Origin of the sequence: Halomonas sp. PBN3 (assembly GCF_000475415.1) — a bacterium.
GTDB lineage: Bacteria > Pseudomonadota > Gammaproteobacteria > Pseudomonadales > Halomonadaceae > Halomonas > Halomonas shengliensis.
The window spans coordinates 1-18,743 of the sequence record NZ_AXCA01000162.1; the positions used below are offsets into that span (position 1 = coordinate 1).

The 18,743-nt window shown below is 64.5% G+C and carries 16 protein-coding genes and 1 pseudogene; 1 reads left to right on the plus strand and 16 read right to left on the minus strand.

What is annotated here, in order from left to right:
* Nucleotides 1-263: 263 nt before the first annotated feature.
* From Q673_RS28645 to Q673_RS28680, 8 genes are all read right to left on the minus strand, one after another.
* On the minus strand, nt 264-587 hold the full coding sequence (locus Q673_RS28645) for a type II toxin-antitoxin system PemK/MazF family toxin (RefSeq protein WP_023006158.1): 324 nt from the start codon (nt 585-587) through the stop codon (nt 264-266).
* Nucleotides 584-817 (minus strand): antitoxin MazE family protein, encoded by a 234-nt coding sequence (locus tag Q673_RS28650; RefSeq protein ID WP_023006159.1) that lies wholly within the window; start codon nt 815-817, stop codon nt 584-586. Before Q673_RS28650 ends, Q673_RS28645 begins: the two co-directional genes overlap by 4 nt.
* Before the next feature lie 171 nt (nt 818-988).
* Nucleotides 989-2,266, minus strand: coding sequence for a Vi polysaccharide biosynthesis UDP-N-acetylglucosamine C-6 dehydrogenase TviB (gene tviB / locus Q673_RS28655; protein WP_023006160.1), 1,278 nt, complete (start codon nt 2,264-2,266; stop codon nt 989-991).
* 112 nt (nt 2,267-2,378) lie between these two features.
* Complete coding sequence (locus Q673_RS28660; RefSeq protein WP_023006161.1) at nt 2,379-3,419, minus strand: NAD-dependent epimerase/dehydratase family protein; 1,041 nt, start codon at nt 3,417-3,419, stop codon at nt 2,379-2,381.
* Between the two features lie 584 nt (nt 3,420-4,003).
* Nucleotides 4,004-6,370, minus strand: coding sequence for an MraY family glycosyltransferase (locus Q673_RS35595; protein WP_023006163.1), 2,367 nt, complete (start codon nt 6,368-6,370; stop codon nt 4,004-4,006).
* Nucleotides 6,367-7,512, minus strand: coding sequence for a glycosyltransferase family 4 protein (locus tag Q673_RS28670; RefSeq protein ID WP_023006164.1), 1,146 nt, complete (start codon nt 7,510-7,512; stop codon nt 6,367-6,369). The genes Q673_RS35595 and Q673_RS28670 overlap by 4 nt, the downstream gene beginning before the upstream one ends.
* Nucleotides 7,513-7,719: 207 nt before the next feature.
* Nucleotides 7,720-8,187, minus strand: coding sequence for a hypothetical protein (locus Q673_RS28675; RefSeq protein ID WP_023006165.1), 468 nt, complete (start codon nt 8,185-8,187; stop codon nt 7,720-7,722).
* A 56-nt stretch (nt 8,188-8,243) separates the two neighbouring features.
* Nucleotides 8,244-9,434 (minus strand): AAA family ATPase, encoded by a 1,191-nt coding sequence (locus Q673_RS28680; RefSeq protein ID WP_023006166.1) that lies wholly within the window; start codon nt 9,432-9,434, stop codon nt 8,244-8,246.
* 173 nt (nt 9,435-9,607) lie between these two features.
* Between Q673_RS28680 and Q673_RS28685 the strand changes: the two genes are divergently transcribed.
* Nucleotides 9,608-10,894, plus strand: coding sequence for a hypothetical protein (locus Q673_RS28685; RefSeq protein ID WP_023006167.1), 1,287 nt, complete (start codon nt 9,608-9,610; stop codon nt 10,892-10,894).
* 66 nt (nt 10,895-10,960) lie between these two features.
* Here the strand turns inward: Q673_RS28685 and Q673_RS28690 are convergent, their stop codons facing one another.
* From Q673_RS28690 to Q673_RS36035, 8 genes and pseudogenes are all read right to left on the minus strand, one after another.
* Nucleotides 10,961-12,001: an EpsG family protein gene (locus Q673_RS28690; protein WP_023006168.1), complete on the minus strand. Its 1,041-nt coding sequence runs from the start codon at nt 11,999-12,001 to the stop codon at nt 10,961-10,963.
* A 67-nt stretch (nt 12,002-12,068) separates the two neighbouring features.
* On the minus strand, nt 12,069-12,848 hold the full coding sequence (locus Q673_RS35600; RefSeq protein ID WP_023006169.1) for a hypothetical protein: 780 nt from the start codon (nt 12,846-12,848) through the stop codon (nt 12,069-12,071).
* Between the two features lie 27 nt (nt 12,849-12,875).
* Nucleotides 12,876-13,556, minus strand: a complete 681-nt coding sequence (locus Q673_RS36535) for a helix-turn-helix domain-containing protein (RefSeq protein WP_023006170.1) — start codon at nt 13,554-13,556, stop codon at nt 12,876-12,878.
* The gene (locus tag Q673_RS28710) at nt 13,544-14,329 is read right to left on the minus strand and encodes a TIGR04255 family protein (RefSeq protein ID WP_023006171.1); all 786 of its coding nucleotides are present in this window, start codon (nt 14,327-14,329) and stop codon (nt 13,544-13,546) included. The genes Q673_RS36535 and Q673_RS28710 overlap by 13 nt, the downstream gene beginning before the upstream one ends.
* A gap of 169 nt (nt 14,330-14,498) precedes the next feature.
* Nucleotides 14,499-15,992, minus strand: coding sequence for an asparagine synthetase B family protein (locus tag Q673_RS0118485; protein ID WP_023006172.1), 1,494 nt, complete (start codon nt 15,990-15,992; stop codon nt 14,499-14,501).
* A 123-nt stretch (nt 15,993-16,115) separates the two neighbouring features.
* Nucleotides 16,116-16,598 (minus strand): annotated as a pseudogene (locus Q673_RS37230) (asparagine synthetase B family protein); the annotation flags it as partial.
* Entirely contained in the window at nt 16,598-17,611 is a 1,014-nt protein-coding gene (gene galE, locus Q673_RS28715; RefSeq protein ID WP_023006174.1) for a UDP-glucose 4-epimerase GalE, read from the minus strand. The gene galE and the pseudogene Q673_RS37230, both read right to left, overlap by 1 nt.
* A 1-nt stretch (nt 17,612) precedes the next feature.
* Nucleotides 17,613-18,713: a glycosyltransferase gene (locus tag Q673_RS36035; RefSeq protein ID WP_081712029.1), complete on the minus strand. Its 1,101-nt coding sequence runs from the start codon at nt 18,711-18,713 to the stop codon at nt 17,613-17,615.
* Between the last annotated feature and the right edge of the window lie 30 nt (nt 18,714-18,743).

Consider the following 18,743-nt stretch of genomic DNA (forward strand, 5'->3'; position numbering starts at 1 on the left):
CATGTCGCGCTTTTTGGTCAGACTAGCCAGCATCCTAGCATCCGTTTCGGCCAACAGCTTGGGCGTGGACATGTCGATGTCATTGACCTGTGCGAGTCCGGTGATACCAGGACGCACGTCGAGCACACCGCGGCTGGCACGCTCGTTGATTAGCTCCTCCTGATTAAACAGACAGGGACGTGCTTTGGGGTCAGACCCTTAAATAGGCTTAGGCGGCCTATTGCCTAAGTTTACTGAAGGGTCTGACCCCCTAGAGTGGCGCCTCACGCGAAGCCCAAGAAGACAGCCAGCGCCCTGTTGACGGCGAGCATGACGCTGTCGTCGAGGTGGCCGAAGGCCTCTCCCACCCTCTGACGCTTCACCGTCATGGGCTTGTCCACCATGATCTGGGAGTGTCGTTGCAAGCCATTCTCGGGGGTGGGCTCCACATCAAGGCGAAGCAACGGCGCATCCACCCGGGCACTGGAGAGCAGCAGCACCGTCACACTGCCGGTACCGGCAAACTGATCCGATTGGATAATGAGAGCGGGACGCGGCTTCCCGAAGTCACCAGACAGGACAAGGGTGACCAGGTCGCCTCGCCTCATGCGTCACTCTCGTCTTCGTCCAAGTCCAGAAGGGCGGCATCCATGAAGGCGTGGACGTCCTGATCCTCGGCGTCAGCAGCCGCGACGACAGCACACTGGCGGCGGGCCTCTTCGGCAAAGCCGGGTTGGCGGGTGTCCGGCACCCAAATCTGGATCGGGCGAAGGCCGGCTGCCCGCAAGGCAGCGCGATGCCTCTTCACCCGATTATTCACGTCATTGGTCGCTACCATGACGACCCCTCCTTCGTTTCATGTGCAAGGGTAGCGCGCCACCTTGTTACATGCAACGATAAGCCTTAAGCAGCAGAAGCAGCAGGGGTCAGACCCTTCAGGGAACTTAGGCGGGGGTTGGCCTAAGTTCCCTGAAGGGTCTGACCCCGGTGGAGGCGCCACAAAAGCTGATTACAGCCTCAGGTCCACGCTCTCCTTGGGCAGCAGGTACTTGAGATCGTAGAGCACGTGCTCGGGCTTGCCCCAGGCACGAATGCCATCACAGCCCAGCGCCTTGAACTCGCGGTGGGCGACGGCGAGGATCATGGCGTCATAGCTGCCGGCAGCGGGCTGCTCTACCGGGCGGATAGCGTACTCCGCCGCGGCCTCGTCCTTATTGACCTGGGGGTCATAGACGTCCACCGCCACGCCGTAGTCGGCGAGCTCGGCGATGATGTCCACCACCCGGGTATTGCGCAGGTCCGGGCAGTTCTCCTTGAAGGTGAGGCCCATCACCAGCACCCGGGCGCCCTCCACATGGATGCGCCGCTTGATCATCAGCTTGACCAGCTGGCTGGCCACATAGGCGCCCATGCCGTCGTTGAGGCGCCGCCCGGCGAGGATCATCTCCGGGTGGTAGCCCACCTGCTGGGCGCGGTGGGTGAGGTAGTAGGGGTCCACGCCGATGCAGTGGCCGCCCACCAGTCCCGGGCGGAAGGGCAGGAAGTTCCACTTGGTGCCGGCGGCCTCCAGCACCTCCTCGGTATCGATCCCCAGGCGGTTGAAGATCACCGCCAGTTCGTTGATCAGGGCGATGTTGACGTCGCGCTGGGTGTTCTCGATCACCTTGGCGGCCTCGGCCACCGCGATGGAACTGGCCTTGTGTGTGCCAGCAGTGATCACCCGGCGGTAGAGCGCATCGACGAACTCAGCGATCTCCGGCGTGGAGCCCGAGGTCACCTTCATGATGGTGGTGACGCGGTGCTCCTTGTCGCCCGGGTTGATCCGCTCGGGGCTGTAGCCGGCGAAGAAGTCGCGGTTGTAGGTGAGCCCAGAGACCCGCTCCACCACCGGAATGCACGCCTCCTCGGTGGCGCCCGGGTAGACGGTGGACTCATAGATCACCACGTCGCCCTGCCCCACCACCTGGCCCAGGGTCTCGCTGGCGCGGATCAAGGGCGTCAGGTCCGGCCGACGGCTCGAATCGATCGGCGTCGGCACGGTGACGATATAGACGTTGCAGGCCCGCAGCGCCTCGATCTCGCTCGCAAAGCTCAACTGGCTCGCCTCGGCCAGCAGCTCCGGCTCCACCTCCAGGGTGTGGTCCACGCCGTCGCGAAGCTCCGCGATGCGCTTGGTGTTGATATCGAAGCCCACGGTGGGCAGCACCTTGCCGAACTCCACCGCCAGCGGCAGGCCCACATAGCCCAGGCCGATCACGCCCAGGCGCACGTTATCCATGTTCACCATCAAAAATCCCTGACTGCGTTGAAAATGTAGGGGTCGGACACTTCGGCACACTTAGGCGGGGGTTGGCCTAAGTTTGCCGAAGGGTCTGACCCCGGGGGCAGGGGCAGGGGCCTCACCCCCGCCGAAAATGTTCGATATACCACGGCATCGCCTCGCTGATGCCTTCGACGATGGTGTGGCTGGGTGCGTAGCCCAGCAGGCGGCTGGCCTTGCCGATATCGGCCTGGGAGTGGCGCACGTCGCCGGGGCGGAAGTCGCGGTAGGTGGGGGCCTGGGTGTAGCTCACCCCCTGCTCGGCCAGGGCGCCACGCAGGTACTCGAACAGCTGGTTCAGGGTGGTGCGCCCGCTTACCGCCACGTTGTAGACCTCGCCCTGGGCCTCGTCGTCCGCGGTCGCCGCCAGCAGGTTGGCCTGCACGGCGTTGGCGATATAGCAGAAGTCGCGGCTGGTCTCGCCGTCGCCGTTGATGAACAGCGTCTCGTCGGTGAGCATGGCCCCGGCCCACTTGGGGATCACCGCCGCATAGGCGCCGTTGGGGTTCTGGCGCTTGCCGAACACGTTGAAGTAGCGCAGCCCGGTGGCCTTGAAGCCATAGGTGCTGGCGAACACCTCGGCATACATCTCGTTGACCACCTTGGTCACCGCATAGGGGGACAGCGGCTTGCCGATGCGCTCTTCCACCTTGGGCAGCGCCGGGTGGTCGCCGTAGGTAGAGCTGGAGGCGGCATAGACGAAGCTTGTCACCCCCGCCTCCTTGGCTGCCACCAGCATGTTCAAGTTCCCGGTGATATTGGCCGCGTTAGTAGCGAGCGGATCGGCGATGGAGCGCGGCACCGAGCCCAACGCGGCCTGGTGCAGCACATGATCCACCGGCTGGCCATCGATCAGCATCGCCTCGCGACACGTCCCGGGCTCGCGGATATCACCCTCGATAAAGGTAAAGCGCGCCCACTGCTCGGCGCTTACCAGCGAGCGCACCTCATCCAGGTTGGCCTGAAAGCCGGTGGCAAAGTTATCCAGCCCAACCACTCGCTGGTCGAGCCTGAGCAGAGTTTCCAGCAGGTTACTGCCGATAAAGCCGGCACAGCCGGTCACCAGCCAGGTACGCGGCACGGCCGCCAATTCGGCCTGAAGAGTCTCAAAACGCGTCATACACTTCCCGATGAAATTCAATAGAAAAATGAGGCACTGAGGATAGAGGCAGGACCCAGAAAGTCCATCGCGTGCAACCACGAGCCACAATGCCGGCTCAGGGCCCTCCACAAACGCTATCTCATTCACGCGTTACCACGGGCAAGGGCGCATACCTGCAACCCGCAATTGAGCATTGACCGCGCAAGCTTGCATCGCTAGCCTCCTTGCTCTCATGCAGTATGTGGAAATAACCATGATCACCACTCAACCGTATCTTTTCCGTGGCGAGCCCCCCACGCCGAAGGGGACACCAAAACGGCGGTACCGCCGCTGGCCGCTACTACCAGCACCAAAGCTCGTGAAGTGGGCACCGTGGATACTCTTGGGCGTCCTGGTTTACGGTCTGCTTTTCTGGGGGCTTAGCCATATGCCTTTGCCCTCGCTCTCCAATCATCTGCTGGCACTGCTGGGAGTTATCACCACCGCGGCATGCCTGGAGCTAGGGAGCTGGGTGCGGGATGGCAAGCTTCCGCTGGCACTGATGCCCCTTATGGGGGCAGGGGGGTTACTGGCACTGTTGATGACGCTGTTATAGGAAGCTATCAACCCCTCACCCACTGCCGCTGGAACACCGCCACCTGCATGGCGGCGGCGAGCAGCACGATCACCCCGGTGGGACCGGAAAAGCGCAGCGGCATGGAGAGCAGGCAGAGTACCAGCACGGTCACGCTGGCGCTCATCAGGCCCAGCCCCCACACCGCATGCCAGTGGCGGCGCAGGTTGGCCCACAGCAGGGCCCTCAGCGGCAACAGCGCCACGGCGGCAAAGCCGACGATGCCCAGCAGGCCGGTGGCCGCGGCGATATTGGCCAGCAGCGAATAGTAGCCACCGTAGCTCGCCAGCGGTCGCTCCAGTTGCTCCAGCGCCAGCCGGCCGCTGCCCAGCAGCCACTGCTGCTGGAAGGCGTCCCACGCCTGGCGGCACAGCATCACCCGCTCGACCACGCCGGGGTGCAGGGCGTGGGCCTGCTCCCACTCGCCGTTGATCATCAGGCCCAGCGCCTGCAGCGGCTCCACCAGGCGCTGCACCAGCGTGGCGCTGTCGGGCAGCAGCCAGTCGTGGCTGATCACCCCCAGCGCCAGCACACCCAGCAGCACCGCCAAGCCCAGCCGGCCCAGCCGATCCCCCTGATGGCGCCCCAGCACCGGGGTGGACAGCACGTACATCAGGGCGCCGCTGCCGGCCGCCACCCAGGCCGTGGTATAGCCGGTGCCCATCAGCATCAACACCCCGGGAACGGCGAGCAGCAGCGCCAGCAACAGCTGAGCCTTGGGCCGCCAGCCGGTGCCCAGGCGCTGCAGGCCGACCAGCAGCACGCCCATCAGCAGCATCAGGCCCACCGCCGCCATAAAGCCGATCTCGGCCGGCTGCCCCCATACCCAGGGGTTGCCCAGCAGGCCACGCTCCAGGCTCGCCCACTCGGCGCCCAGCACGAAGGCCACGCCGCCGCCCAGCAGCAGCGTGGCCACCAGCCAGTTCCAGTGCAGCCGGCACTGCGCCAGCCACCAGGCCAGCGGCAGGCTGGCAAGGCCGGTAATCGCCATCAACCGCCACCACAGCGGCTCACCCAGCTCACCGCCGCTCCAGGCGCGCAGCAGCAGGTAGAGGCACAGCGCCGCGCTCACCCAGAACAGCTTCAGCTTGAGCACATCGCGCCAGAACACCGGGAAGGCCAGCACCGCCGCGGCCACCGCCAGCGCCGCCCCCAGCATCGCCAGGCGGCCATCCAGGCCCAAGCTGAAGGCCATCAGGTAGAGGCCGACCAGCGCCACCCGGCGGCGGCCGCTGCCCACCCGCGTGCGGCGTCGCAGCCGCATCATCTGCGAAGAAGCCCGTACCGCGCCCTGCCCCAGGGTGGCACCATGCAGCCGGCGCAGCGCCTTGCTGGTCACCCATGCCCGCTGCACGAACAGACCATGCACCGCGATCAACCCCGTAAGCCCCAGCAGCAGCAGCACATCCGGCACCCCCGCCAGGGAGAACACCACCCCCACGCCGCCCAATGCCGCCACCAGCAGCATCAGGATCAGCGTGGTCTGCCCCGGGGTGAAGCCGGCGCGCAGGAAGATATGGTGCAGGTGGTCGCGATCCGCCGAGAAGGGGCTGCGCCCCTTGCGGATCCGGCGCACCATCAGGCTCAGGGTATCCATCACCGGCAGCGCCAGCACCCAGGCGTAGGCCATGGGGCTGACCACCGCCTGCTCGCTCTGGGAGAGCTCCACCACGAACCAGGCGATGGCGAAGCCCAGCGCCATGCTACCGGCATCACCCATGAACACGCTGGCGCGGCTGCGCCAGGGGTGGCGCAGGTTGAACAGCAGGAAGCCCACCAGTGCCGCGCCCAGGGTCACGATCACCGCCAGCAGCGTCAGCTGGCTTTGCAGTGCCGCCACCAGCGCCAGCCAGGCCAGCACGCTCAGCGCACTGCCGCCGGCCAGGCCATCCACCCCATCCATCATGTTGATGGCGTTGATCAGCCCAGCCACCGCCACGATGCTCACCGGTACCGCCAGCCAGCCCAGGCTCACCTCGCCCACCGCCGGGAAACTCCCCAGATAAACCAGCTGCCGGCCGCCCCACAGCACCATCAGCGCGGCCACCGCCAGCTGTATCCCCAGTTTCACGGTGCTGCGCATGTCGCGGGCGTCGTCGACCACTCCGCAGGCCACCAGCGCCACCAGCCCCACATAGAGCGGCAGCAGCTCGCCTACCGGCACCGAGAGCAGCGGCTGCACCAGCAGGAAGCCGATAAACACGCTGAGCCCCCCTGTCAGGGGGATGATGCCGTCGTGCTGCTTTCTTCCCCCGGGGATATCCGCCAGCCCCCAGGCAATCGCCGGCTGGCGCAACAGCACGATGGCCAGGCTGGTCAGCAGCAGCGCCACCAAGGGTAGCAGTGGCGTTATCATCGCGTCTCCTTGGGGACAGTCCCCGTCAGGCAATCCATGGCGGCGTCGATGACGATGCGCTCATCAAACTCGGCCTCGATGCGCGCCCGCGCCGCCCTGCCGGCACGCTGCAGCTGTTCCCGGGGCATGGCCAGGCACTCCCCCATGCGCTGGGCCAGAGAATCCGCGCTCTTCACCTTGCACAGCCAGCCGGTCATCCCGGGTACGATGGCCTGTCGGCAACCCGGCACGTCGGAGACAATGGCCGGCCGGCCCATGGCGGCGGCCTCCAGCACGGTACGCGGCATGCCCTCCCGGTAAGAAGGCAGAACCAGTACATGGGCCTGCTCGATAAAGGGGCGTACATCGTTTTGTTCGCCCAGATAGTCGATCACCCCGGCGGCCTGCCACTCACGCACCTCGGCTTCAGTGATCGCGGTGCGGTTGCTGGCGCCATAGGGGCCAATCAGCATAAAGCGGGTATTCGGGTGGTGAGGTCTTACCTTTTCGGCCGCCTGCACATACTCGCGTACGCCCTTGTCGCCCAGCAGCCGCGCGATCATCACAAAGGTACAGGGAGTGCCCTCTGCCCCCGTTTCGGGCAACGGCGTAAAGGCGAAGCGCGTGGTATCCATGCCCGATCCCGGCAGCACCGTGGTAGGGGTGTGCTTGAGCAGCCCATGGGAGTGGAAGAGGTCGTGATCTTCCCGGTTCTGGAAGAACACCCGCCGCGCCCCACGGTTGGCGAAACCATAGAGAGAACGCACGCGACGAAACAGCCAGGTATCGTGCAGGAAGGCGGTGCCCAGGCCCGAGACGTTGTTCGCATAGGGAATGCCCAGCACCCGGCACGCCAGCCCCGAATAGATATTGGCCTTCACCGTGAAGTTGAACACGAAGGCCGGCTTCAGGCGGCGCAGCGTAGTGGCCAGTGCCATGCAGGTGCGCCCCTCCCCCACCAGCCGAGTGCCCTTGCCCTCCATGGCCAGCGGCTGGTGCTCGATACCCAGCTCCGCCACCAGACGTGGGGCATAGTCATCATCAGGCGCCAGCGCCACCACCCGGTAGCCCGCCTCGCGCAGCGCAACGATGGTGCCGCGGCGGAAGTTGTAGAGATACCAGGAGGTATTGGCGACCAGCACCACGACGTCCTTGTCTTGCATCTTATTTCCGGTGTGAGTAATTGATTGTTGTGCGGGAGCCCGATTTATCGGCGATTGCCATGCCACCGAGCAGCGACTGCGCTCCATCACCGCGCCGGGTCAGACACCGGCCAGGGGTGGCCGGGGTCTGACCCAAGCGGGCCACCATCACCCTGTCGGCCCCTCCAACCTCGGCCTCTTGGCCGTTTGGCCGCAAGGCAAGGCTCTTCAGTGTCGCATCAAGCGGCGCAGCTCCACGATTGCCGGCTTGGTCGTGGCATCCAGCACCGCGGAGGGGAACAAGGTAGCGTAGCTGGATCTCTCGGTGGGAAGACCTGCCAGCTGAGGGTGAAGACACGACTTGCATGCCTTGGCGGTGCCGGGTACCCGCTGCCCCAAGACGTCCAACAACATGCCTTCCAGGCAGAGGGGCTGCGACAAGAGCAGCACAATACCCAACCGCCTTGCATCATCCTCGACCTGGCGAGGAATAGAGACATCGGCGTCGAGCAAGATGACGCGGCGATCGTAGTCGATGTGCTGATAGCGCTTGCGAACGACTCGCAACACATCGCCGGGGGAGCCGCCATCTGCCGACTTGACCGTCAGGCGCTGCTGATTATCACGCCGATCATAGAGCTGCTTCATATGCTCAAGGAAAGCGCGCTCATGAGCTCCCTCGCCGACCACCAGCAAGGTACTCTGCTTGACTCTCAAGTCGCGGCGTTTGCGTTGCCTTGCCATCGTCTTGGTCAGATCTCGGGCACCGCGCCCAGCGCACCGGACTGGTACTTGGCATACAGGTTGTCGTCGGCACGCAGGCCGACCATGTCATCGAGCCGCCATGCTTCGCTCTCCAGATCACGCTTCTCGACCAGATAAACCTGGTGCTTGGCCAGCAGGTTGAAGACCTCGGCGGTATGGCAGGAGAAGATCAGCTGCGCCTGATGGGGGTTGGAGTGCTCGAAGCGAAAGAGGTCGAGGAATGCTTCGAGCATATGGGGGTGAAGATCGTTATCGAGTTCATCGATCACCGCGATACCACCCTGCTCCAGCACGGGGAGAAGGCGGTGCAGCAGCACATAGGCGGACTGGGTGCCGCTGGATTCGTCCAGGAAGGGTAGGCGGAAGTTGCCATCGGCCGAGCGGTGCACCCCCATCGGCATATAGAGCGGCTCCTGGATATCGGGCTCACCGCCGCCGCTGACCTCTACCTCCTCGAGTTCCACATCCTCCAGCCCCAGGTCCAGCCGGCACAGCAGCTCGCTCGCCCGGCGATGCAGGACAGGATGGTCCTGGAAAAACAGGGCGCTGTTCAGCAAACGCCCGTGATCATAGTGGGCACGCCCCGTCACCTGCAGGTTGTAGGAGAAGCCGCGGAAGTACGCCACCATCGCCGACGCCAGCGGCACATCATGCATATGCGCCGCCGCCAGCAGCGAGACGTTACCGCGCACCTGCCTGGCCTGGTGGCTGCGAAAGCCGAAGCCCTTCTGCTTGACCGTGTAGCCGTCGCCTTCACGCTCGCGCACGAACAGATAGCTGAACAGTCGGCTGGTCTTGAGGTGCAGCGACTCATGCAGCACCTGCTGCTGGTTGAGTTCGAGGCGATAACGGTACTGCTCGCCGCCCAGGTCGAACGTCAGCTCGAAGCAGGTCGGCACCTCCGGGCTGAGGGCATGCGGACGAAACGGGATACGCGCCTTCGGCTCGGAACTCAGGAAGGAATCCGCCACGAACCAGCTCAGAAACGCCAGCGGCTTGAGCAGTTGGGTCTTGCCGGAGCCGTTGGCCCCCACTACCGCCACCACCTTGTTGCCACGCGAGCCATCAGCATAGGCCAGGTCGTACGGTGAAACCGCCGGTTGGCGACCCACCTCGAACGACACCTCGGCATCATCGCGGAACGAGTAGAAGTTGCTGAATTGCAGCGTACGGATCATGGTGGCGCAATTCCTACAAAATTTTGTTGATTATGCGCTAGCGCATGGCCTTCAACAAGAGTTGGAGGGGTCAGACCCTTAAATGGACTGAGGGGTCTGACCCCGAAATGGACTGAGGGGTCTGACCCCGGGGGCGCGGCTACACTCAGAGGAAACCGCGCGGAGATGCCTGCATGCCACGCTCACTCTCGCCCTACCTGCGTCTCGCCATCCTGCTCATCCTCTGTCTGGCCACCTTGCCGGTGGCGGCATCCAGCCTGACCATCGACATCGAGCACAGCGCCCTCACGCCGCAGCCACAGGTGCTGGCCCTCAAGCCGGGGCCGGCGGCCGACGTCTTTGCCGCCGTGGAGGCCATCGAGCCGGATGCCGAGCCGCTACCGGTCGCGTCCTTTACGCTGATATTCCCCTGGCGACCCTCGGCACTGGAGACGCTGCAGGAGGGCTGGCGGCTGGTGGCGGCAACCGATCATCTGCCGCCTTCCGCCTCTCACCCGGCGTCGCCGCTGTATCGCCATGGGATCATGGCCCGCGTAGTGGCCATCACACCCGAGGCAAACCGTTGGGTGCTAAAGCTCGAGGGTGTGCAGCTGGAGGAGATCATCGAGTCCGGCTCGCTATCCATCACGGCCGCCATCCGCATCGCCTCTTCCGACGCGAGCTTCCCCGATGAGCGCCTCTTTCCCGAAGGCAGATTCAATCCGGAATGGCGCTGGCTCGATGCCAGCTTCCATGGCCGCGAGACGAGCCCGACATGTCACCCCGGAGACATGACGGCGGACCTCGATGCCACCATTCCTCTCTCCTCCTTCGCCGAGATCGAGGCCCGTTACCTGGGCGCACTGTCCTTCGAGCACAGCTGGCAGTTCCAGGGCGGTGAGCTCACCTCGGCCCGCCTGGAGGGCGAAGTCTGCCAAGCCAGTCAGCTGCGTCTCACCATAGGCCAGAAGATCGACAAGCTGGTGCCACTCTGGCACCGAACCTACGGCCCCACCTTCCATATGGTGGGCTGGCTGCCGCTGATGCTCGAGGTGAAGGGCAAGCTGGGCTTCAAGCTCGACCTGTCGAGCGAACTCACCCTGGTCGAGCCGCTCACCCTGCACCATGAGGCAAAAGGCACCCTGGTGCTGGAAGACGGCGACTGGGACTGGGCCTCGCCCCCCTCCCAGGAAAGCATGCACCTTCCCGCCCCATCCTCAGGCGTCACCTCCGCCGTCGACATCAGCCTGAGCCTGCTGCCCCGCATGGAGCTGGTGCTGTATTCGATGATGGGGCCCTATCTGCAAGCCGAGGCCAGCCGCAGCCTATGCTGGCAGCCATCGACGTCGCTTGAAGTGTCTCAGGGCTTCCGCCTCGCCGGGGGGCTCACCCATCGCACCAGCCGCTGGGGCGACTGGACAGACACTCTCTACCGCACCTGGCCCAAGGAAGAAAACATCGACAAGGGGTCAGACCCTTAAATGGACTTAGGCGGCCCTTTACCTAAGTCCATTTAAGGGTCTGACCCCGGAGCGAGGTCGCTCAGATTACATCACCCACACCAGCTGATACGGCAACCAGGCCCCGGCGTGGGTCGCGAAGAACAACCACACCGTCTGCACCGCAGCGTAGTAGCCAACGATCCCGATCACGATATAGGCGCGCAGCAGACGATCCTCGGTGATCTGATGCAGGCGGGCGAATACGAAGATCTGCAACGGGATCAGATAGAGCGCCACCCGGTCCGTGGCGGTGGAGGACATCATCACCAGCGGGATGCAGGCGATGGCAAATGCCGACATCCACCACCACAGGCGCCTTTCGGCCTCACCCAGCGGCAGCCGCTTGTGGAAGGCCAGGTAGAGCCCCGCGGGCACGGCGTTCATCAGCACGCGGATCAGCCCGCCCTGGGAGTGGTAGTCCGCCTCCACGTAGTTGGCCCACAGCTGGTCGACGGAGTCGAACAGGAACAGGTAGCCGCCGATCAGCGAGGCCGCCCCCGCCCAGAACAGCGAGAGCACACGGCTGTGGCTCGCCGCCAGCCCCGCCACCGGCAGCAGCAGCACCGCGCTCTTGTGGAAGGCGGCGCCGATCAACACCCAGATGACGAAGGCGCGCATGCGGTTGTCGCCCAGCGCCACCAGCCCCAGCAGCGCGAAGCCCAGCGCCACCGCCTGGCGCGAGTAGCCCATGGCCACCACCACGATCAGGTAGGGCACCGCCACCAGCAGCCCCAGCCAGGGCAGCGGCTGGCGACGCAAGAAGGCCACCAGCCCGGTCATCACCACCGCGCCACAGCCCAGGTTGACCCAGTAGATGTTGCCGCCCAGTTGGGCCACCAGCCAGTTGAGCAGGTAGTAGCCCGGGTCGCCGTGGAGCAGCACCTCGGGCAGCGTCATCAGCGCGGCGCGCTCCAGGTAGCCGATATAGGCCCCCCAGTCGCCCCCCACCTGGTGGCGCAATCCGATGGCCAGGGCGAACAGCGCGCCCACCAGCCACCACATCGCCGGGCGGGAGCCAGGCGTCATCCGCCGCTGAGAGAGCACGCCGGCGGCGGGAATCAGAAACAGGATCCAGTAGGGAAGCATGCAGACTCAATCTTGATTAAGGGGTCAGACCCTTGGACATTTAAGGTTAAGGCTCTGACCCCGGTGCTTATTCCAGCTCAACCCCATCCGGGTATACGCGATTGCTCAGGTAATCCAGGCGAAACTCGACATGCTCGCGAATATCTTTCAGGGTGAACTCCTCTTCGGAGCGAGCAGCGCACTCCCCCAGCACCACGGGCCCGGCACCCGCCTGGCGCACCAGCCCTTCGAACCTGGCCGCGAGATCCTCGGCGATGCCGACAGCGGTGTCTTCAGCAAAAGGGTCTTCGATGGTGTAGACGATACTGATATTCAGATCATAGGGCTCAGCGGGAGGAAGCTCATCGGCCGGTTCAAAGGAAAGCCAGTACCCGACCACGCTACCGGCATTGCCCTTGCCCCGCTTCTCCAGCCGAGCAAACACCTTTCGCAAGCGCTCCACCAGGCTGTCGGGCAGGGCCTGTCGGCGGTAGCGTGCCGCCAACCAGCTTTGCAGGATACGCCTACCGGCCGGCGACAGCGTGGCGCCGGGAGCAGGCTCAAACCCCGCAAGGGTCGCCTTGTCGACGTGACACCTGCGGGTCGCCAGAAGCTCCAGACACCAGGGCTCAACGCCTCCTTCCCAATCGAGGTGCAGCTTGCGGGCATTCTTGGCATACCGGTGGTTACCGTCGGGGGATGACACCGTCTGCGCCACGATCACCTCGACCGCGGGTTCAAGCTCCAGATTGTCATTGGCCAGGTCGCAGTCGTGGGTGATCACCACTCCCCACCAGCGACCCTCCTCTACCAGGCCAAGGGCCTGCATATCCTCGGCGGCAATCACGCTTCCCTGGGCCCAGGGCATGCTGCGCGTCCACTCTCTTGCCACACGCTATCCTCGCCGGTCCAGCGGAATCGCCACATCATCGAGCGCCTCACGGGGGCTGCGCGCGGCCACCGCTAGGCCTTTTTGCCGCTGACGGCCGGCTTGCTCCCGCCGGGCGAGCGTAGTGAGCTCCTTCAACGCCTCATCCAGGCTCTCACCGCGCTGCAAGCGATCCAGGAGGCTGCCACCACAGCGCAGCGGCCGTCGAACCAGCTTGTTGATGCGAGGCAGCCTGCAGGCATCGACCTCTCCTGCCTGCTGTTCCAGCCACACAAGCCGCTCATGCACATCGGGCCGTGGCTCCTGCCCGTTCAGCCACGCGTAGACCGTAGGGCGTGAGGTCTCCAGCAGCCGAGCCAGGTCGGTAACCGTCAAGCTCAGTGCCTGGCGGATTCTCTCCAGGCGCTCCGCCGGCGTGCGCAAGGGATCATCCGCCGTCGCCGTCGCCGCGACATCGATCGACGCATCCTGAAGCAGGTCATAACGCGACAACGCCGCTTCCGGGGTCATGGCCCCCCCGGAACCGGGCTCCGCGCCCAGGCTGAAGGGAACCAGGAAACAGGTGGCAGCCACCGCCAGTGTCTGCCGCGCACCTTGCCTCCAAGGCGGCAGCAACGCCATGCTGCCGCCGCTATGCTCGGCCATGTAACCAAGCTCGGTGATGGATTCGCTGCTTACAGTTGCCATAGTTGCGTCCTCGCCTGCTGCGTGGTCGCCATCCTGAAGGCCTCGAGGATGACATCATGCGAGGCGTCCAGCTGATGTGCCACGGCCTGGCTGTCGAAGGTGTCGCGCCGTGCCACGTAATAGTCACTATCCAGCACGGCGGCCTCCTGGCCTTGCGACGCCGCGATGCGTGAATCCAGCTGCAACGACATGGGCTGAAGATCAGGGGGCAGCACCACGCCCTGCGGTGAGATCAGCGTACGCACCACCAGGGTGCCACCTGCCACACCGCTCACGGTTTCCGTCACGGCATGCCTGGGATCGCCAGCAATCTCTCGGTAGAGACCGATCAGGCCTGGGCTCAGCAACTGTTCCAGCGGGTAAGCATTGGAAGGGATCACCGCATCCAGATAACGCATCCCGATGCGATCGACATAGGCCAGCTCCACCTCCCGATGCAGTGCTTCGAGCCCCTGCAGCACGGCCTCCTTGAAAGCGGTGAAGCTGGAATAACACGCTGTCTGAAAGATCAAGGCATCCTTGAGCAGGATGAACCCTTCCTTACGCGCCTGGTCAGTGAACACCCACCGCTTGGCCTCCTGGCGCTGCACATCGGGCTGCGGACCTGGCACCACCTGCATGTGTAGCTGGTGGTCCTCACGGAAATCCGGATAGCCCTGGCGGCGAAGCGCATCCTGCAACGGCCCCACGTAATTGGCCATCTGCTCGATCCAGTTGAACTTGATCTGGGCGAGGGCATAAAAGACGGGAGCCTGCGCTGCGGGTGTGATCATGGTAGTGGGTATCCTGCTGTCACGGGAGCGTGGACCATGGCAAAGCTTTACATCTTACTTTACACCATTGGCCACCCCTTGTAGACATAGGGGTCAGACCCTTAAACGGAATTAGGCGCGCCCTTTGCCTAAGACCGTTTAAGGGTCTGACCCCGTTGGGAGGGTGGCATCACCCCAGCCCCGGCTTCCACCGCCGCTGCCAGGCCAGCAGCTGCAGCACCGCCCATAGCTGTTGAGCATGGTGGCCCTGGCCCTTGAGATGAGCCTGCCATAGCGTGCGGATCTCGGTGGCATCCAGCTGTGGCAGCTCGGCCAGGCTGGCGCTGGAGAGCAGATCCTCAGCCCAATCGCGCAGCGGGCCGCGCAGCCAGGCATCCAGCGGGATGGCGAAGCCCATCTTGGGGCGCTCGATCAGCTCGCGGGGCACGTGGCGATAGAGCAGCTGGCGCAGCACCCACTTGCCCTGCCCTTCGTTCAGGTGCAGCGCGCTGGGGATACGCCAGGCGGTGTGGAATACCGCCGGGTCGAGGAAGGGCACGCGCACCTCCAGGCTGCTGGCCATGCTGGCGCGATCCACCTTCACCAGCACGTCGTCGACCAGGTAGTGGAGGGTATCCATCAGCAGCATCCACTCCACGCTGTCGAACTGTGCCAGGGCCGGGAACAGCGCCTCCGGTGGCTGGCCGCTGCCCTGCCCCGGGCCTTCCAGCAGCGCGGCGGGCGCGCGGTTCATCGAGGCGACCCCGGCGAACAGCGCCCGCTCGCTAGGGCTTTCCAGCACCGCGGCCAGCTTGTGCAGCTTCTCGCCGAAGGTGCGCAGCCGCAGGCGTTTCGGCAGCAGCCGGCCGCCGGTGCGCATCAGCGCATCATAGCGGTGGGGAGGAATGGCCTTGAGCGTAGCGGCCAGGGTGCGCCGGACCGGCAGCGGCAGGCGCTTGAGCTTGTGCCAGATGCGTGGCACCCAGAGGTGGCGGTTGTAGCCGCCAAACAGCTCGTCGCCGGCATCCCCGGAGAGCGCCACGGTTACGTGCTCGCGAGTCAGCCGTGACACCAGCGCGGTGGGCAGCTGGGAGGAATCGGCGAAGGGCTCGTCATAGAGCTCGGGAAGACTCGGCACAAGGTCCAGTGCCATCTGTGAGGTCGCCTGCAGGGTCAGGTGCTCGGTACCGAGGTGCCTGGCCACCGCTTCCGCGTGCTGGGATTCATCGTAGCGGGCATCGTCGAAGCCCACCGAGAAGGTGCGCACCGGGCGCTCGGCCTGCTGCTGCATCAGCGCCACGATCAGCGAGCTATCGATACCGCCGGAAAGAAACGCCCCCAGCGGCACATCGGCCAGCATGCGGCTCTTTACCGATTGCCCCAGCGCCTGTTCCACGGCCTCGATGGCGGCTTGAGGCGAGTCCAGCGCCGGCGCGGCCAGGGCCTCTCGCGCCGCCTGCTCCGCCGACCACCACACCACCGGCGCCGGCAGCCGCCCGGCCTTCACATCGGCCCGGGTAATGGTCAGCAGGGAACCCGGCGGCAGCTTGGCCACCCCCTGGAAGATGCTCGCCTCGCCCCCCACGCAACCGAAGCGCAGGTAACCCTCCAGCGCCTGGGTCGCCAGGGTGCCCTGCCACTCGGGATGCGCCATCAACGCCTTCAGCTCAGAACCGAACAGCAACGGCCCACGGCCGGTAACCGCACGCTCATCCTCACCCGCGCCCTGAGCGAAACCACAGCCCTGAGCGAAACCACAGCCTTGAGCGAATCCACAGCCTTGAGCGAATCCACAGCCTTGAGCGAATCCATAGTAGAGCGGCTTCTCCCCGAAACGGTCTCGTGCCAGGGTCAGCGTCTGTTCCTTACGATCCCACAGCGCAATCGCAAACATCCCCACGGCAGCTTCCAAGGTGGCCTGAATGCCCCAGGCACTAAAGGCGGCTAACAGTACCTCCGTATCGGAATGCCCTCGCCACTTGGGTTCCTTGTAGCTTGCAGCTTGTAGCTTGTAGCTTCCCCCTTGCAGCTTTCCCCTGAGACTCTCGTGGTTGTATATCTCCCCATTAAACACCATCACATACCGCCCGCACGCCGAGTGCATGGGCTGATGGCCCGCGGGTGAGAGGTCGAGAATCGAGAGCCGCCGATGGGCCAGTGCCAGGCCTGCGGTGTCTTCACACCACACGCCCTGATCATCCGGACCGCGCGAGTGAAGCTGCGCCGCCATATGGCGGGCGATCTCGGCATCGGGGGCTTGCTGGCTGCAATAGCCGGTAATACCGCACATCAGGTGTAGCCTTCCGGATTGGCCTGCTGCCAGCGCCAGGTGTCGGCCATCATGGCCGCCAGGTGGCGCCGGGTCTGCCAGCCGAGTTCCTCGCGCGCCTTGCTGGGGTCCGCCCAGCAACTGGCCACATCACCCTCACGCCGCGGTGCGAAGTGGTAGGCCACCTTGCTCCCGCAGGCCTGCTCGAAGGCGCGCACCATCTCCAGCACCGAGTAGCCGCGGCCGGTGCCCAGGTTCCAGACGTTGACACCCTGGCGCCGGCCCAGCGCCTGCAGGGCCGCCAGGTGGCCCTCCACCAGATCCATCACGTGTAGGTAGTCGCGCACGCCGGTGCCATCCGGGGTGGGGTAGTCGTTGCCGTACACCGCCAGCGATTCGCGCCGCCCGGTGGCCACCTGGGCGATATAGGGCACCAGGTTGTTGGGAATCCCGCGGGGGGATTCGCCGAGGCGTCCGCTCTCGTGGGCGCCCACCGGGTTGAAGTAGCGCAGGATGCCGATCTGCCAGCGTTCGTCCGCGGCGGCCAGGTCCGCCAGCACCTGCTCGACCATCAGCTTGGAGCGGCCATAGGGGTTGCTCGGGGTGCCGGTGGGCAGGCCTTCATGCCAGGGCAAGGGGTGTTCGTCGCCATAGACGGTGGCCGAGGAGCTGAACACCAGGCGGGTCACCCCCGTCTGCGCCATCGCCTGGCACAGGGTGAGGGTGCCGGCCACGTTGTTCTCGAAGTACCGCAGTGGCTGCTCGACGCTCTCGCCCACGGCCTTGAGCCCTGCGAAATGCATCACCGCATCGCAGGTATGCTCCGAGAACACCCTATCCAGCAGGGGGCGATCGCGAATGTCACCCTCGATCAGCGGTACCGCCCCACCACCGAGCTCCGCGGCACGCGCCACCGCCTCCGCCGAGCCGTTGGCCAGGTTATCCAACACCACCACCTGGTGGCCTGCCTCCAGCAGCACCACCACGGCATGGGAGCCGATATAGCCGGCCCCGCCAGTCACCAGAACCTTCATGTCACTCCTTGGATACGATTTCTTCACCACGGTATACGGCCAAGTAACGCTCTGCGGTGGCCTGCAGGGAGTAGTGGTCAACAACTCGTTTACGTGCAGCCACCCCCACCTGTCCACGAGCCTCCTCAGAAAGGCCCAGCGCTCTATGCAGCGCCTGCCCCAAGGCTTGACTGTCTTCAGTCTTGACAACGAACCCGGTGTCATCTAAAACGGCACGAATACCACCGCAATCCGTTGCCACGATACATCTCTGCGCTGCCATTGCCTCGAGTATCACCATTGGCAACCCTTCCCAGGCGGAAGACATCACATAAATATCACATGCCGATAGCAGCGCGGGGATGTCGTGTCGAACACCAAGGAATATAACTTTCTCTGAAATACCCAAGCTGGCAGATAGAAGCTCAAGGACGTTGCGAAGGGGGCCATCACCTACAATGGCCAAACAAGCCGAGGAATTGTGAGTGTGAATGTGAGCGAAGGCCTGCAGAAGGTTAGGGTAATCTTTTGGTTCCCACAACCGCCCAACGGCCAGCAAAAGCGGAGTAGACTCGCTCAGCTTAAGCTCTTCTCTTACCTTTTCTCGGGCATCCACATCAAAGGCAAAATGCTTGGTATCGATACCGTTGTGAATGGCTAACATGCGTCCAGCCTTCAGAGCCCCCTGTACCTCGAATGCTTCAACTGCCTCTTGGGAGACATTGGTGGAAATATCCACCAGGCGATCCGTCAGCCGGTAAGCCAGCATCCGCCCCTGTCCTTCTTCATTGGTGTTGTGTGCGCTGGAGACCAACCGCGGCATGGGTGTTACCAGCCGCAGCAGGCGGGTAAGAATATTGGCATGCACTAGATGGCTATTCACCACATCCGGGCGGAAGGCCTGCACCAGACAACGAAGGCGCCACATCGCGGCCAGCACGCCCAGCGGGCTGCGACGCATCTCCAGGTTCGCCAGCTGCACACGCGAATCACTTGGGCGTAACTCGGCCTCGCCGTGAAACCGGACCAACATGACATCGTGCCCATTGGCTGAAAAACTGTCTGCAAGCCCTGTCACAAGCCTTTCAGCCCCCCCAACTCCAAGGCTTGTTATAACGAGCATTATTCTCAAGCGTCACCCAATCATCTCAAC